Origin of the sequence: Exiguobacterium sp. s145 (assembly GCF_018618835.1) — a bacterium.
Lineage (GTDB): Bacteria > Bacillota > Bacilli > Exiguobacteriales > Exiguobacteriaceae > Exiguobacterium_A > Exiguobacterium_A artemiae.
In genome coordinates, this window is the sequence record NZ_JACSMV010000002.1 from 192,290 (window position 1) to 205,983 (window position 13,694).

Consider the following 13,694-nt stretch of genomic DNA (forward strand, 5'->3'; position numbering starts at 1 on the left):
CATACTTGTGACAAATATCACGTACTATTTTAAATCTAGTATTTAATCTATTGCATTAAAACAAGTCTTGACGGATACTGAAATCGAACCTGATCTGACATCCATTATCCGAAAAGGAAGTGTCTTTATGTTAACGTCATCGACAATCGCCATCATCAAATCAACCGTCCCGGTGCTCGCTGAACACGGTCACAGCATTACACGTGTCTTCTATCAACGACTGTTTGAAAATCATCCGGAAATGAAACATATCTTTAATCAATCGAATCAAAAAAATGACCGCCAGTCGCAAGCTTTAGCGACAGCGGTCTATGCGGCAGCTGCTTACATTGATCAGCTCGAAACGCTCAAACCGACGTTATTGCCGGTCCTTCATAAGCACCGCAGTCTGCAAATCAAACCTTTCATGTACGACATCGTCGGAACGGAACTGATCGGGGCAATCCAGGATGTCCTCGGAGACGCGGCGACACCGGAGATCATCGAAGCCTGGACGATTGGCTACGGGGAAATCGCCAAGCTGTTCATTTCGCTCGAAGCGGAGCTCTATCAGCAGGATGAACAAGCGACTGCCTTTGAAGGCTATCAGCCGTTCGTCATCGAACAGATCACACGTCAGTCAAGCGACATCCAATCGTTTACGTTACGTCCGGCAGACGGACGACCGCTTGCGCCGTACCAAACCGGTCAATATGTCACAGTCCGCCTGCAGGCACCGGATGGCTTATGGCAAAATCGCCAATACAGTCTGACGACAGTCGCCAACGGCACATCGTACACGATCGGCGTCAAACAGGACGGGTCCGTCTCGCGTCAGCTGCACGCTCTGTCCGTCGGTGAAACAGTCCTGCTCAGTGCACCGGCCGGTTCGTTTACATTAACGGACGCTTCGACGCCATTCATCGGTCTCGCCGGCGGAATCGGTTTGACTCCCCTCCTCGCGATGACTGAAGCGGCCCTTGCGGCTGGTCGTAAAACGACGTTATACGTCGCCGTCCAGGACGATCTCGACCGCCCGTTCGCCGAACAATTGGCCCGGTTTGAAGAACAGGGAGCAACAATCATCCGCTATGCGGAACGTAATGCCTTACCGGGTACAACACCGGGACGGTTGTCGGTGGATGATGTAACGAACATTGATCCGGCGGCCGACACGTATGTGTGCGGACCGGAAGCGATGATTCAGTTCGTTCGCCGCTACTTTAGCGGTCAAGCGGACAAATTGCATTTCGAAGTGTTCGGACCAAGTCTGGCACTCGAAGCACCGACCGCCGTTTCTTAACGCCTCTCTTTTCTTGTCGACAAAAAAACGGACGAGACTGCCCTTTTTTCAAGGGTTCAGTCTCGTCCGTTTTTTCATCATACCGACCGCTTAAACGGTCCTATGTAAGTTGTTATTTTTCAAGATCCGGTGTCATCCGGCGCCATAAGACATTCAACATGACCGTCATTCCACCAATCGGAATCAAAAACATCAACGCAAGCATCGCCATTCCATTCATCTTCTGCATTCTCCTCTGTAAGCGTTTTTTTAAGTATAACGCCTCCCGCTTCTCCCGCCCTCCGCCTGAAGGCCGATTTGTCATCCGACTTCGTCCCGTCGCACTTCCGCTGCCGGTGTTTTACGCTGAAGTCGTAGGGTCAGCAGGATCAGCAGACCGCTGCCGGAAAAGAACAGAAACACGGTATCGATGGCAAACACGGTCGTCAAATACGCGGACAACCCGAAGAACAGCGCCGAACTGAAGGTCGAAACGGCGACCATCGCCGAACGAATCCGTCCGAGCAAGGCATCCGGTGTCGTCTGTTGCAGCAGCGTCGAAAACGGAATTCCAAACAGACTGAGCGCCATCCCGAGCAACAACATGCCGCTGAAGGCAAACGGCAACGTCGTCGTCAGTCCGATCAGCAGGGTAAAACCGCCCTGCAAGACCATCGACAGATAAAACATCTGCATCAGGTCAAGCCGGTCCGCAAGTTTGGCATAGACGAGCGACATGCCGATTCCGCCGATGACAAGGGCCAGTTCGAGCAGCGAAAACGTATTCGCTCCGCCTCGGATGACGTCTTTCGCAAACGGCGCGAGTAACGCGTTGACCGGTGTAATCATCCAGTTGGCGAGAATACCGAAGACTAAAATCCGGATCAAGCGGTTGTCACGCACTAAATAAGTAAACCCTTCCCGTAAATCGGTCCAATAGGTCCGTTTCGGTTTAACTGCCGTGTCCGGTGCCGACCGTAACGGGAACAACAGGAACCAGGCAATCAGGTGGATAACGGCTTCCATTCCTAAAATCACCGTGATCGAAAATCCACTGATCAACAGACCGCCTGCCAGTAAGCCGGCAAGCGTCCCGACCCGGTCGAGCGTACTCAAATAGGCATTGGCAACCGGCAACTGCTCGGACGCGACGGTCCGGGTGACGACTTTAAACGCCGTATTGCCGCCGATGACTTGCAGTAACGTCTGGAAGGCGAGCAGACAGAATAACGGCACAAGCAGGGCATCGGTCTGTGTCAGGATGAACCAGACGGCAATGAGCAGGAAAAAGCGGATCAGGACGGTCGCTTTCAGCAGGCGGACCGGCTCGATCCGGTCAATCCACGGTCCGACCAGACTCGAGCTGATGAAACGAATCACAAATACGGCACCGATCACTAACGAGACGGCTGCCGGCGACATCAGTCCGGCACATGTCCAGTAGATTGCGATATAGGAGATGCTCGCTCCGACAGTTGCAATCAGGTCGGAGACATAAAAATAGCGAAACAGGCGGTTCATCCCAACTTCCCCTCTCATGACGGATTCATCCGTCCATTTCTCTTTTTTCATTTTACACTTTTTTACATAAAACAGACAGAAGCATTTCCATATTTTACAGTCCACCCTTTTCCCGACATCTGTTCGTCATATTTGGTTAATCTTGTTATCGACTTCTCATCGGACTGTAACGAAGAATTTGTCGTAAGTCCTCTATACTGAAAGCAGAAGGAAGTGAAGAGCCATGAGAATGCATACACGTACAGTCACCCATCACGAATCGACGGACCATCCATCGGAAGCACGGCTCGGCTATTACTTTTTATTGATCGTCTTGCCGCTAGGTCTGGCGCATCTCGCCCAGTCGCTGATCCCGTCAGTCGATTCCCATCAATCGTTTTTATTGTCCACGCTTACGATTTGCGCAATCAGTCTGTTTTCGATTCTCGGAAGTCGGACCGACGGCAGTGCTAAAACTACATTCTTCAGCTACGCGCTGTTTTTAGTCGTCAGCTTAACGTCGACCTTTATCATGCCGCTGATTTAAGATGAACTACATATCGTTTCATCTGCTTCAGACACAAAAAAGCCAGTTTCCGCAATGCGGAAGCTGGCTTTTTGTCTAGCTTACTTATTTGCACCGACATACGTAAAGAGTGGTCCGCGCAGTTCAAACGAATAATCTTCGGCGTTGACGATGCCGACGATTTGGTCACTGTCGAGCAGTTGATCGAGGAACGTCGCCATTTCCGCCGCCGTATGGTACTTGGCGACGTTTTTACTGTAATCAAATCCTTGTTCCCCGCGTGACCGGTCGGCAAATTCCGTTTCCGTCGCCGCCGGTGCGAGAACTTTCGCCTGCAGTTTCGCCCCGGAATTTTTCAATTCTTGCGCGAGTCCTTCCGTATAGGCGCTGACATAAAACTTCGTCGCGCAGTATGTGACAGCGTTCGGGACGATCCGGTAGCCGCCGCCGGATGAGACATTGAGGACCGTTGTCCCTTCGACGTCATGATAATCATGGACATAGCGGCTTGTTAAGACCGTCAATGCTTCGATGTTCAGGCGGAGCATCTTCTCGACTTTCGGGACCGAAACGTCTTTGACGTTATCGAAGTCACCGAATCCGGCATTGTTGATCCACGTCTCGATATCGAGATCTTTTAACGAATCATAGAGTTCATGGACGTTTTCCGATTCCGTTAAATCAACCGAACGCAAGATGACATCACTGTCCGGTGCGAGTGCTTTGACTTCGTCGCGTAACTTTTCCAGTTCATCCGTCCGGCGGGCGACGAGCACAAGCGATTTTCCTTTTTTCGCAAGCACTTTTGCCGTTTCGTATCCGATACCTGAGCTAGCTCCTGTAATGACTGTGTATTTCATGAACAATTCCCCATTTCTGTTTGGTATAGTGAAAGTCTACAAGTTAGAGTCAACTCTAAGTCAAGCAGGAAAGGTGCGATCAAGATGTATACCATTTCAGAAATCAGCCGATTAACCGAGACGACTGCCCATACGATCCGCTATTACGAAAAAGAAGGACTGTTATTCCCGACCCGCACAAAAAGCGGCGTCCGGCGTTATGACGAAACCCAACTGACGTGGCTACGCTTTGTCCTGCGGCTCCGGGCGACGCATATGCCGATTGACCAGATCCGGGAATATGTCGAACTGTTCCTCGCATCGTCCGAGACGCACGACACGTCGCTTGAGCGGCTCCGTCTCCTCGAAGCACACCAGCAAAATGTCCGCCGACAACTCGCGGAACTCGTCCGGACGGAACAGATGATTACGGAAAAAGTTGCCGTTTACGAACAGCTCCATCCGGCGGTCAGAGAAACGTTTTAAGAAAAGGCTTTCCGGAGCCGGTCAAATCCGGCATCGCGTGTTTGCGGATCCAGCTCTCCGTAAGCATCACCGACACTGATTTCTGTTGAACAATACCCGTCTTTGTCGACGAGATAACCTACGAACCCGAGCCCCGTCTCTTCCTGGACCTGCTCGAGTTTCGGGGAAACGTCCGCCGCCAGTCCGTCAAAATGGAGGTGGAACATGTTCGAGACCGGAATTTCTGGTGTCGTACGGACGCCCGGTAAGGCATTGAACTGCTCGGCCAGTTGTTTTGCCTGCTCATAGTACTGCCCCATCCGGTCCTTTCGCAGTTCGTAATAATAATCGGCCGAAACGATGTATGGATACAAACTGATTAGGTCGCCGCCGTACCGCCGCTTCCAAATCCGCGCCGTCTGACAGAACGCTGCCGGACCTGCGAGAATCGCGCCGGCAATCCCGCCGAGTCCTTTATAAAACGAGATATAGACACTGTCGAATAAGCCGGCAATCTCAGCTGCTGTCTTTTCATAATACGGTAACATCTCAAACAGCCGTGCGCCGTCGAGATGCAGCCGGATTCCCCGTTCGCGGCAATACCGGCTGATTGTTTCGAGTTCACTGAAAGCCGGAGCGACTCCGCCGATTTCCCGTTGCGGCAACTCAAGCAACAGACAGGCGATGTCCGGTAACGCCTTAATTTCGTCGAGCGTCATCAGACGGTCTGCTGCGCCGACCAGAATCGTTTCGATCGGGTGCAACTCCTTCAGTCCGTCCTGCTCATGGATTTCAAGATGACAAAGCGGATGGTAAGCGACGGTCCGGTTGTCCTTCTCGTCCGACCAGATCCGTAACGCCACCTGTTGCGCCATCGTACCGCTCGGGAAAAAGACAGCATCGTCCATGCCCAGTATATCCGCAAATTTTTGTTCGAACGGTTCGATGATTGAACCCGTCCCGTATTGATCACTCGCCGTCTCGTCTGCCACTTCTAAAAAAGCGGTTTTTAAGATCCCGACATTCCGTTTTCCGTGCCCGCTGATCTGACCGGTTGTTTGTTGAAAACTTGTGCGTAAGCGATTCATCTCGTAACCTCCATTTTTTTAGGAAATAATGACTATTTTTTGAAAAAAAATAAAACGATGCCGTACCGTATTTGCTATACTCAGTTCAGACTCATGCAACCGCCGTTTTGACGGTATGAAAGAGGTGATCCCGTGCAGACTTCGTTCCGATTGAAAATCGGTTTGTTTCTTTCCAGTGTTTTATTGATTCTGTTTGTACTCCAATCGTTCATCCCCCGTTTTCTGACATCTTTCGTTTCTCTTTTCGACAGTCGGACGACAGGCTCCTGTACGACACGTTGTGGTGACACATCTAATATGTCGCTTCCATCGGATTCGCTTGTCATTGACTTCGAGCCGCTTGCCGAGACCGTCGCGCCGGAACCGGACCCGCTGTTACTGCGGACCGGATTTGATTCCGCCGTCGTCGCGCCTCCATATCCGTTCATCTTTATTTTCCTTGTGATCGTGTCGATCGGATTACTTATTTATTACATAAAAATCGTTCGTAAGACCCGCTTCAAGCCGCTTCTCTTCACACCAAGCCGCGTCGAAGTAATCCGCTACGAACACCATGAACTGCCGGCTGAAGACATTCGCCAACATATGCTGCTGTTTAACCGCCGCCTTCCGCAACCGATGCAACGGCGGGAACAGGAGACGATGACCGAATGGTTCGAACGGATCCATTTTCCGTCGCCAGTCAATCCGCATTACTTAGAAGTCCGTTACGGCGGGCACGTTTCGATTCCGGTCCACCAACTGACGTTTTTCAAACAGACGACGGAAGACTTTTTACGCCGTGCCGGCTCGATGATCATTTGATCCAGCAGTGCCTGATTCCAGATCAGACACTCCTGAATCAAGTGATTTTTTTAATGTTCGTAAAAGTATTCCCTATTCCGCCAGTATTCGGTCCTTTTTCAGGCAGAAACTGATATTTCTCAAGAAAATTGGGTAATAAAGACTATATAGCTAACTAACATCTTATAATTTTTTGAACTGTTTCTGAAAGAGAGCGAGGCGAAACGAGATGATTACAGCACAAGAAGCGTACTTCATAAAAAATGGTCTAAATGAACAGTTTGAAGACCCTCGAATCGACTGCGACTTTTCCATTTTCTCGCTCGAACCGTTTCAACTCTTGTTACATGTACATGATGAAGAGCTTGATGAATTGAGTACGGAAACCCGGTATGTCCTGAGCCGAAAGATTAGGTCTCAACTGCATCAACTGGACGCGAAAGTCGGCGGTACGCCGGTCAAGACAGTTTTTGTCATTTCTGCACCGTTGATTTCCGAACGGTCCTATTGCGTGATTTTGCAATGATTCGAACGCCCATTTATGAATTAAAAAAGCTCTGATCCCATCTCGAAATGGAATCAGAGCTTTTTTTGGAAAATCAACTGGCTTCATGGCTTGAAATTCGATTGCGTCCACTCGATTTTGCCCGATACAGGGCCTGATCAGCGAGGACGATCAAATCACCTTCCGTCAACGTTGTGCTCGGCCGGACAACGGCCAGTCCGATGCTGACACTGAGCTGGCAAAGCGGTTCGTACGCTTTATGTTCAATCTTCATCCGAAGAATTTCACTGCGGATCCGTTCCGCGACATGCGTGATCTGTTCGACGTGTTCCGTCAAGATGACCGCAAATTCTTCCCCACCGTACCGGGAGACATGGCCGAACTCACTCGCTTGTTTCTTTAGTGTTGCAGCGACTTTCTGTAGACACCAATCACCTTTTAAGTGACCGTACGTGTCGTTGTACAGCTTAAATTCATCGACATCGATCAAAATCAACCCAACGTCCGTCTGCTGTTCACGGGCAGCCGTGAAGGAGGCTTCCAAATGTTCGTCGAACGCACGACGGTTCGGAACCGCGGTCAAAGCGTCATGCAAGGAGCGGTGAATCAGCGCCTGCTGACTGCGCTCGAGCCGGAAGGTCTGCAGGAATGCCATCAGCAGCAAGACGGCCACGCTGACAACAATGACGATGACCCACTTGGCAGACGCCGACGCCTGTTTGGAACGATCGGTTGCTTCCTGGATGATTTTGTCGATGTCTTGATTGATTTTTGCATTGATCGGTCGGAACTGATTGACGTAGTCCATGCCGCTGTAGCGTTTCAGTGTTGCCCGTTCGATTTGATTACTCTGGATCCATTGAATCTGCTGTTCATAAAAGCCATCCGTCCGCAAAATTAACGGAATTGCTTCTTCTGCCAGCAACTGTTTGAGAATCGGATGGCGTTGATCGAGCATCTTCAATGTGGCGATCGTCTCTTTCAGTTCGGCATTCGTATTTTTGAATTGTTGGAACGTCTGATCATTTTGATCGAGTAAGTAACTGCGGACCGTCAACTCTTGATCCAGCAATAATGGGAACAGTTGCGAAGCGGCATTTGAAATCGGAATCGCTTCCGTCATGATCCGGTCGTTCTCTTGTTCAATTTTCAGGAATGCATTGTAACTCCAGATACTGGTAAACATCAATGAAAACAATGCAAGTAACAGGTAAAATTGCAACGTCGATAATTTCAAGTTCAGTCTGACCTCTTTCTTTTCCGTCGACAGTGGTCATACCATGCTGACGATACGGGACGCTACCTTATTATCGGTATCTTGGGATCAAACCATTAGCGCTCTACTCAAAATATTGCCCGTTGTTTACACATTTCAAACAAATTACCAATTGACATGGCACATTCATCCTGATTTTTCCTGTCCGTTTCGTTGAACCGAAAGTTTCCTTTCCGTTAAGACGCGTTGCGCGTGTTGCGCCGCCTCGGTCAGATTGTTATTTTTCCACCAGGCATAGATCAGACTTCCTGCACCTAAAAGTGCCGTCAAAGCGGTTTCGATCTGATTCGTCTCAAACGGTAACGGTGTATAACCGGAGGCGAGTAATGTTAAATTCACGAAACTGTAGAGCGGGACGAGCAGTCGGATCAAGGCAATCGACCGTTCCTTCATCGGCGGACTCCAAACAGTTGACGCCACGTGACCGGACCAACGACACCGTCTTCTGCTAACCGGTGCTGCCGTTGAAACTGTTTGACGAGGTGCGTCAACTTCAAGTCGAATTGTCCGGTCAACGGCAATTTGAGCCGTTTTTGAATCAGCCGGATCACCGTCCCGTCCATCCGTCCTGCTCCGGCAAAAAGCGGTCGTCCGGGATACCGGGGACCGAGCAACGGTTTCGGTTGACCGTTGACCGCATCATACAGTTGAAAATGCGGATAATCCGGAAAGCTACCCCAGTCACCGCCCCACTGCATCTGATACTGCTTCATCGCGGCAACGAGCCGTTTCAGCCGCGGATCAGGCGGTGCGAGAAACTCCGCCCGTTTGCCGCCGTCCGCATAGATAAACAGATCGACAGCGACACCGAAGTTATGATTCGATTTCCCGCCTTTGGCATAAGTGACGATTTTTCCCGGACGTGTCCGCCCGCTGGCATACAAGTCGTCCTGTTCCTGTTTTGTCCGAAAGCCTTGCGCGATGCCGATCGGCAATCCTTCTGCCGCCAGTTCCGTAATGACCGCACGTGTAATCGCAGCGACGTCCGGATCCATCTCCTTCGTCAGTTTCCGGTCGGCCCGTGTGAGTAACCAGTCAAGTGATGGTGTCATGATATCCTCCTTCATCCGATTAGTTCCGCCAACAAGGCTGCGAGTTCGCCTTGATCGGGAACGGTTTCTTCAAAACGTTTTTTTTGATCCGCCTCTGCCTGTTGCTGTTGTTTGCGTTCCCGTTCGACCCAGTCCGGTAATGGACCGTGTCCTTTTCGGCGGGATGAACGCGCAACAGCGGTCCGGCGGCGTCTTTCATGCCTGTCGATTTGTTCCTGTGTCAACAGATTCCGCTGTTTTAGGCTCTCGATAATGACGGTGACATAATTAAAGTTTCGGACGTTCGCCGCTGATGCTTGCTCGATGGCATGATGCAGGACGGCGGGACTCGTCTCTTGTAAGAACGCAGCGAGCCGCCGGCGGATTGATGGGGTGACACGGCCGATTTCCGTCTCAAAATGGGTGACGATTTCCTTGACTCCGTCTTGCGGTAGTGATTCTTTTTTTAAAGACTGTTTCTTAACCTCTTTTTCTTCGGAGGCGGCAGGCGTCTCCCTGGAAGGCGTCTCTTGACCAGGGACCTGTCCGGAAGTGCCCGGGGCCCCCGTCCGAATCCGGTAGCCGTTTGATGTTTGTCCTCCGCTTTGGTCAAACCGTTCGACCTTTTCAATCCAGCCTTTTTCTACAAGCGTCTGCAAACAGTTTTTGACGGTCGTCTTGCCGCAGGGAACGGCGTCCGCAAGCGTTTGATGCGACGGGAAAGCGAGTCCGTCCCGTCCGGCATAACTTTGCAGCAGCAGGTAAACCATTTTTTCATGGACGGAAGAAAAAACCGCTCCGTCGCGTAACAGCTGATGTTCGACACGTAAGTAAGGTTGCATGCATCTGTCCTCCTTTAAGTTCAGGAGGAATTTCCTCCTTTCTATCCAGAAGTAACAGGACGACAGACTCGATTGTTCGAAAATGTTTAGACAACAAACAGACCCGATGCACGCGGAATCGACGGTTCCGGATACATCGGGTCTGACATTCAGAGAAAACGGAGGTACACATACGGCAGCACACCGGCAAGCAGGATACTGAACACCGTCATACCGGTGGTAATGAGAATTGCCTTTGCCATCGACAGCTGTTGTTTTCGATAAGCGGTCAGGACGGCTTTGACAATCGCCTCAACCATTAAGCCACTTAAAAGAAATGAACCGATCAGGAGAATCAGTATTTCCATACCGGTCACCCTTTCCTTTTTTTAGTCATTCGACAATCTTTCCTTGACGCACCGCTCAAGCTTGCTAGACTGAACAAGAGAACGCTTACACTAGAAAAAAGGAGTTTTTATGATGTCACGCCAACGCGCCCTGCTTGAACGCCTCGACCGGATCGGCCAACAATTGGAACAAACAAACGATGCCTGGTTATTGCTCGGACTCGGTTCCGCCGGTCGGGAACTCGAACGGCTCGATCGTTATTCCGATCTCGATTTTTTTGTCATTACGAAACCGGGGCAAAAACAGCGGTTCCTCGACCGTCTCGACTGGCTCGAATCCGTTCATCCGCTCAGCTTTATCTTTCAAAATACCGTCGACGGTTTTAAGTTGTTGTTCGCGGACGGGATTTACGGCGAGTGTGCGATTTTTGAACTCGATGAGATGCCGGATATCGCCTTTTCCCCGGGACGGATTGTCTGGCAGGATCCGACATGCCCGGACGTTGACTTGACGGTTTCAAAACAAATACCTCCACCGATCCGCCGCGATACACTCGACTTTGCACTGAACGAAGCTTTGACGAATCTTTACGTCGGCTTGTGCCGTTATGCCCGCGGGGAACGATTGTCCGGTCTCCAGCTTGTCGAACAGCATGCCTTTTCAAACATGTTGTCCATTCTCCATTTAATCGAGCCGGAAGTCGTCTACTATCCCGATGCCTACGGCAATGAACGCCGCGCTGAGCAACGGTTCCCGAAAGCCGAACAACGATTCGCCGCTGTCCTGCAAGGTTATGCCCGGGTGCCGGAATCGGCGCTTGCACTGCTTGACTGGCTCGAGCAGATTCAGCCGGTCAATCCGGCGATGGCGACTGAAATTCGGAAGCTGGCTGTAGAGTGTCGGAGAAAACACGACTGACGCAGCAGAGCAACACTCGTTTCATGACAATCGGTCTGCTCGACTGTGTTGTCGCAATCGGTCAAGCCAATCGGTCAAAAATCCATCAAACGGAAACACCTGTCGTTGAATCTTGTCCTGCAGACGATGAAGCATCTGTTCTGCTCCTTCGATGACATCTGCCGGATACTGATATACCCGCTGGTTTTCCAAAAATTCATCCTCGTCGACAACCGTCCATTCACAGGCTTTATTCCGGATGAGATCCAGATCGAGATCAACGAACCGGAGACCGGTCGCTGTCCGTTCCGCCGGCAGACAGATGTTGCAGTAATACCGCTCACCATCCGGTTCGAGATCGAGATTGACGGTATACCCGTCCTGCAAATCGTAGTATTCAAGCGACGGTGTCTCACAGATAAACGTCTGTCTCCGCGTGTGATGGACTAAGGAGCGTCCTAGTTGTCCGTAGACGAGTACATACCGGTCGGTTTCCGCCAACAAAGTCGTTTCCCAATCACAGTGAAGCGATCCGTCATATTTAACAGCTTGAATCAAGAGTACCAATTTCCCCACCTCTTCATGTCTCCAGTTCAATCCAAAATGACATTTTTTCCTTCCTTCGTTAACTGAGCCAAGGAATCCTTCATTTGTTGAATCATTTCGTCCGAATGCCGCTCCCAAACGCCGAGCTCGGCGACGACGAGAAGCGGATCCTTCGACCGGTAAGAACGGGTCGGATTGCCGGGAAAACGCTGATCTGTCAAATTTGGATCATTTTCGAACGCCCCGAGCGGTTCGACGAGATAAATCCGTTCCTGGCCATCGCCTTTGGCAAGCTCGGCTCCCCATTTCGCAGCTTCAAGCGTTGCCGTAAAATAGATATAATTCGACCGTTTCTCCTGATAGTTGGACAGGTGATTGCTCTGTAACTGTCCACCGACTTGCAAGACGGCCTTTGTTCCGTGCAGAAACGGTCCCCGGTCGAGTACTTCGTTTTGTTCCGTCATGTCGATCGCCTTCCTTCTCTTTGTGATTATCTGTAGTATAAGCGGACAGCTGTCGCAAAAACAGACTGTTTCGATCGACCGAAGCACGGTATAATTCTAGTAGAGAAGACTGCTATTTCAATTGCAACGGACAGTTCAACTTTCTTCCGGATTGACAACTTTTGTCAAAATGGTATCGTAAAAGTATCACGTTCAAGGATGTGGAAAATCATATTCATCGTCGAGCTGCTCATCAACGCCTGCATCGCGTTTACCGGGTTTTACATCGTTTCAAAAATCATCCACTCCAACCGATTTTCATCCTATATCGCGAAGTCGCTGATCATTGGTCTTGCGACCGGATTGCTCGGGGTAATCCTGATGTTCAAAGGCATCCAGGTCAATGAGTCGTTACGGATGGATTTACGTCATTTACCGCTTGTCCTGCTCGCTTTTTACGGCAGCCGCTTCCCGCTTGTCATCGCCACGTTGATCATCGCCGGTTCCCGGTTTTTGTTTGGCGTGACCCCGCAAGCGTTTATTGCGTTCATCGCCATCATTGCCATCAGTACCGGGATGATTTGGATTCATCGCCAACTCCTGAATCGACCGTTTCGTCAGAATCTCGCCCTCAACGTCTGGGCGCTGTTGATGATTACGTTCGCCGTTCTGATTAATTTAGGTTTTAACGATGCCTCACTTCGTTTGTTACTTGCGACCTGGACGATTGGTCTTGCCGTCGGTGTTCTTTCAAGTCTGTTGACACTTGATTTCCAGACACTGAACCGCCAAGTCGAACTGTATAAGCAGTCGGCGGAGCGTGATCATCTGACCGGATTATACAACCGGCGGGTCTGGGACAGCCGGACAGCCGGGCTGGAACAGGAAGGACGTGTCTACAATGTGCTCGCGCTCGACATCGACCACTTTAAGCGTGTCAACGATACATACGGTCACGGGAACGGGGATCTCGTGTTGCAACAGTTCGCGAATATCCTGATGGAGGAAACGCGTCCCCACGATATCACGGCGCGGATCGGCGGAGAGGAGTTCATGATTCTGGTCTATGACCTGACTCCGTCCAAAGTCATCAAAGTCGCGAACCGGATTCGGGAACGAATTGCGAATGAACGGTTCCAACTGGACGGATTTCCTGTCATCACCGTCACGGCCTCGATCGGAATCGCACACGGGAAACATGTTCACATCCAGCACATGAATGGACTGGCGGACGAAGCCTTATATACGGCGAAACAGCAAGGAAGAAATCGGACGATCCTGTTTAATCAGCTCGATCAGCAGGACGTTGCCGTATCGCACACTTCAACGGAAACAACTACTTAATGACATATCATCGGAGGTTTT

The 13,694-nt window shown here is 50.6% G+C and carries 17 protein-coding genes; 7 read left to right on the forward strand and 10 right to left on the reverse strand.

Translation table 11 applies throughout. The features are described from left to right. Positions 1–127: 127 nt before the first annotated feature. A complete protein-coding gene (locus KNQ07_RS03985) occupies positions 128–1,282 on the forward strand; it encodes a globin domain-containing protein (protein WP_214764914.1) in 1,155 nt (384 codons plus the stop codon). 300 nt (positions 1,283–1,582) lie between these two features. Here KNQ07_RS03985 and KNQ07_RS03990 read toward each other — a convergent pair whose 3' ends face one another. Next, positions 1,583–2,782, reverse strand: a complete 1,200-nt coding sequence (locus KNQ07_RS03990; RefSeq protein ID WP_214764915.1) for an MFS transporter — start codon at positions 2,780–2,782, stop codon at positions 1,583–1,585. A gap of 229 nt (positions 2,783–3,011) precedes the next feature. Between KNQ07_RS03990 and KNQ07_RS03995 the strand changes: the two genes are divergently transcribed. Next, entirely contained in the window at positions 3,012–3,308 is a 297-nt protein-coding gene (locus KNQ07_RS03995) for a hypothetical protein (protein ID WP_251139454.1), read from the forward strand. Between the two features lie 80 nt (positions 3,309–3,388). On the opposite strand, the gene KNQ07_RS04000 is transcribed toward KNQ07_RS03995, so the two are convergent. Next, on the reverse strand, positions 3,389–4,147 hold the full coding sequence (locus tag KNQ07_RS04000; protein ID WP_214764917.1) for an SDR family NAD(P)-dependent oxidoreductase: 759 nt from the start codon (positions 4,145–4,147) through the stop codon (positions 3,389–3,391). Between the two features lie 84 nt (positions 4,148–4,231). On the opposite strand from KNQ07_RS04000, the gene KNQ07_RS04005 reads away from it, so the two are divergent. Beyond that, a complete protein-coding gene (locus tag KNQ07_RS04005) occupies positions 4,232–4,612 on the forward strand; it encodes a MerR family transcriptional regulator (RefSeq protein ID WP_214764918.1) in 381 nt (126 codons plus the stop codon). Here KNQ07_RS04005 and KNQ07_RS04010 read toward each other — a convergent pair. Then, positions 4,609–5,679 carry a threonine aldolase family protein gene (locus tag KNQ07_RS04010; protein ID WP_214764919.1) on the reverse strand — a complete coding sequence of 357 codons (1,071 nt, stop codon included), beginning with the start codon at positions 5,677–5,679 and terminating at the stop codon, positions 4,609–4,611. The genes KNQ07_RS04005 and KNQ07_RS04010 overlap by 4 nt on opposite strands. 132 nt (positions 5,680–5,811) lie before the next feature. On the opposite strand from KNQ07_RS04010, the gene KNQ07_RS04015 reads away from it, so the two are divergent. After that, positions 5,812–6,483 carry a hypothetical protein gene (locus tag KNQ07_RS04015; protein ID WP_214764920.1) on the forward strand — a complete coding sequence of 224 codons (672 nt, stop codon included), beginning with the start codon at positions 5,812–5,814 and terminating at the stop codon, positions 6,481–6,483. Between the two features lie 208 nt (positions 6,484–6,691). Beyond that, positions 6,692–6,988 carry a hypothetical protein gene (locus tag KNQ07_RS04020; RefSeq protein ID WP_012370268.1) on the forward strand — a complete coding sequence of 99 codons (297 nt, stop codon included), beginning with the start codon at positions 6,692–6,694 and terminating at the stop codon, positions 6,986–6,988. A gap of 73 nt (positions 6,989–7,061) precedes the next feature. On the opposite strand, the gene KNQ07_RS04025 is transcribed toward KNQ07_RS04020, so the two are convergent. The 5 genes from KNQ07_RS04025 to KNQ07_RS04045 all read right to left on the reverse strand — a co-directional run bounded on the left by KNQ07_RS04025 (position 7,062) and on the right by KNQ07_RS04045 (position 10,463). Continuing rightward, positions 7,062–8,204, reverse strand: coding sequence for a GGDEF domain-containing protein (locus KNQ07_RS04025; protein WP_214764921.1), 1,143 nt, complete (start codon positions 8,202–8,204; stop codon positions 7,062–7,064). A 165-nt stretch (positions 8,205–8,369) separates the two neighbouring features. After that, positions 8,370–8,636: an SPP1 phage holin family protein gene (locus tag KNQ07_RS04030; RefSeq protein WP_214764922.1), complete on the reverse strand. Its 267-nt coding sequence runs from the start codon at positions 8,634–8,636 to the stop codon at positions 8,370–8,372. Further along, positions 8,633–9,295: a M15 family metallopeptidase gene (locus tag KNQ07_RS04035; RefSeq protein ID WP_214764923.1), complete on the reverse strand. Its 663-nt coding sequence runs from the start codon at positions 9,293–9,295 to the stop codon at positions 8,633–8,635. The genes KNQ07_RS04030 and KNQ07_RS04035 overlap by 4 nt, the downstream gene beginning before the upstream one ends. 11 nt (positions 9,296–9,306) lie before the next feature. After that, entirely contained in the window at positions 9,307–10,116 is an 810-nt protein-coding gene (locus KNQ07_RS04040; protein WP_214764924.1) for a helix-turn-helix domain-containing protein, read from the reverse strand. Positions 10,117–10,265: 149 nt separating this feature from the next. Then, positions 10,266–10,463, reverse strand: coding sequence for a hypothetical protein (locus KNQ07_RS04045; RefSeq protein ID WP_214764925.1), 198 nt, complete (start codon positions 10,461–10,463; stop codon positions 10,266–10,268). Between the two features lie 112 nt (positions 10,464–10,575). Between KNQ07_RS04045 and KNQ07_RS04050 the strand changes: the two genes are divergently transcribed. Continuing rightward, entirely contained in the window at positions 10,576–11,361 is a 786-nt protein-coding gene (locus KNQ07_RS04050) for a hypothetical protein (protein WP_312846459.1), read from the forward strand. Positions 11,362–11,382: 21 nt separating this feature from the next. On the opposite strand, the gene KNQ07_RS04055 is transcribed toward KNQ07_RS04050, so the two are convergent. Next, a complete protein-coding gene (locus tag KNQ07_RS04055; RefSeq protein WP_214764927.1) occupies positions 11,383–11,916 on the reverse strand; it encodes a DUF402 domain-containing protein in 534 nt (177 codons plus the stop codon). A gap of 17 nt (positions 11,917–11,933) precedes the next feature. Next, positions 11,934–12,350 (reverse strand): NAD(+)--rifampin ADP-ribosyltransferase, encoded by a 417-nt coding sequence (gene arr, locus KNQ07_RS04060; RefSeq protein ID WP_214764928.1) that lies wholly within the window; start codon positions 12,348–12,350, stop codon positions 11,934–11,936. A 198-nt stretch (positions 12,351–12,548) separates the two neighbouring features. Here arr and KNQ07_RS04065 point away from each other — a divergent pair, with 198 nt between their 5' ends. Then, positions 12,549–13,673 (forward strand): diguanylate cyclase, encoded by a 1,125-nt coding sequence (locus KNQ07_RS04065; protein WP_214764929.1) that lies wholly within the window; start codon positions 12,549–12,551, stop codon positions 13,671–13,673. Positions 13,674–13,694 lie beyond the last annotated feature (21 nt).

What these genes read in the sequence shown, in the direction of transcription:
- KNQ07_RS03985 (WP_214764914.1), top strand. Translation starts at nt 128, where the DNA reads ATGTTAACGTCATCGACAATCGCCATCATCAAATCAACCGTCCCGGTG.
- KNQ07_RS03990 (WP_214764915.1), bottom strand. Translation starts at nt 2,782, where the DNA reads ATGAACCGCCTGTTTCGCTATTTTTATGTCTCCGACCTGATTGCAACT.
- KNQ07_RS03995 (WP_251139454.1), top strand. Translation starts at nt 3,012, where the DNA reads ATGCATACACGTACAGTCACCCATCACGAATCGACGGACCATCCATCG.
- KNQ07_RS04000 (WP_214764917.1), bottom strand. Translation starts at nt 4,147, where the DNA reads ATGAAATACACAGTCATTACAGGAGCTAGCTCAGGTATCGGATACGAA.
- KNQ07_RS04005 (WP_214764918.1), top strand. Translation starts at nt 4,232, where the DNA reads ATGTATACCATTTCAGAAATCAGCCGATTAACCGAGACGACTGCCCAT.
- KNQ07_RS04010 (WP_214764919.1), bottom strand. Translation starts at nt 5,679, where the DNA reads ATGAATCGCTTACGCACAAGTTTTCAACAAACAACCGGTCAGATCAGC.
- KNQ07_RS04020 (WP_012370268.1), top strand. Translation starts at nt 6,692, where the DNA reads ATGATTACAGCACAAGAAGCGTACTTCATAAAAAATGGTCTAAATGAA.
- KNQ07_RS04030 (WP_214764922.1), bottom strand. Translation starts at nt 8,636, where the DNA reads ATGAAGGAACGGTCGATTGCCTTGATCCGACTGCTCGTCCCGCTCTAC.
- KNQ07_RS04035 (WP_214764923.1), bottom strand. Translation starts at nt 9,295, where the DNA reads ATGACACCATCACTTGACTGGTTACTCACACGGGCCGACCGGAAACTG.
- KNQ07_RS04040 (WP_214764924.1), bottom strand. Translation starts at nt 10,116, where the DNA reads ATGCAACCTTACTTACGTGTCGAACATCAGCTGTTACGCGACGGAGCG.
- KNQ07_RS04045 (WP_214764925.1), bottom strand. Translation starts at nt 10,463, where the DNA reads ATGGAAATACTGATTCTCCTGATCGGTTCATTTCTTTTAAGTGGCTTA.
- KNQ07_RS04050 (WP_312846459.1), top strand. Translation starts at nt 10,576, where the DNA reads ATGTCACGCCAACGCGCCCTGCTTGAACGCCTCGACCGGATCGGCCAA.
- arr (WP_214764928.1), bottom strand. Translation starts at nt 12,350, where the DNA reads ATGACGGAACAAAACGAAGTACTCGACCGGGGACCGTTTCTGCACGGA.
- KNQ07_RS04065 (WP_214764929.1), top strand. Translation starts at nt 12,549, where the DNA reads ATGTGGAAAATCATATTCATCGTCGAGCTGCTCATCAACGCCTGCATC.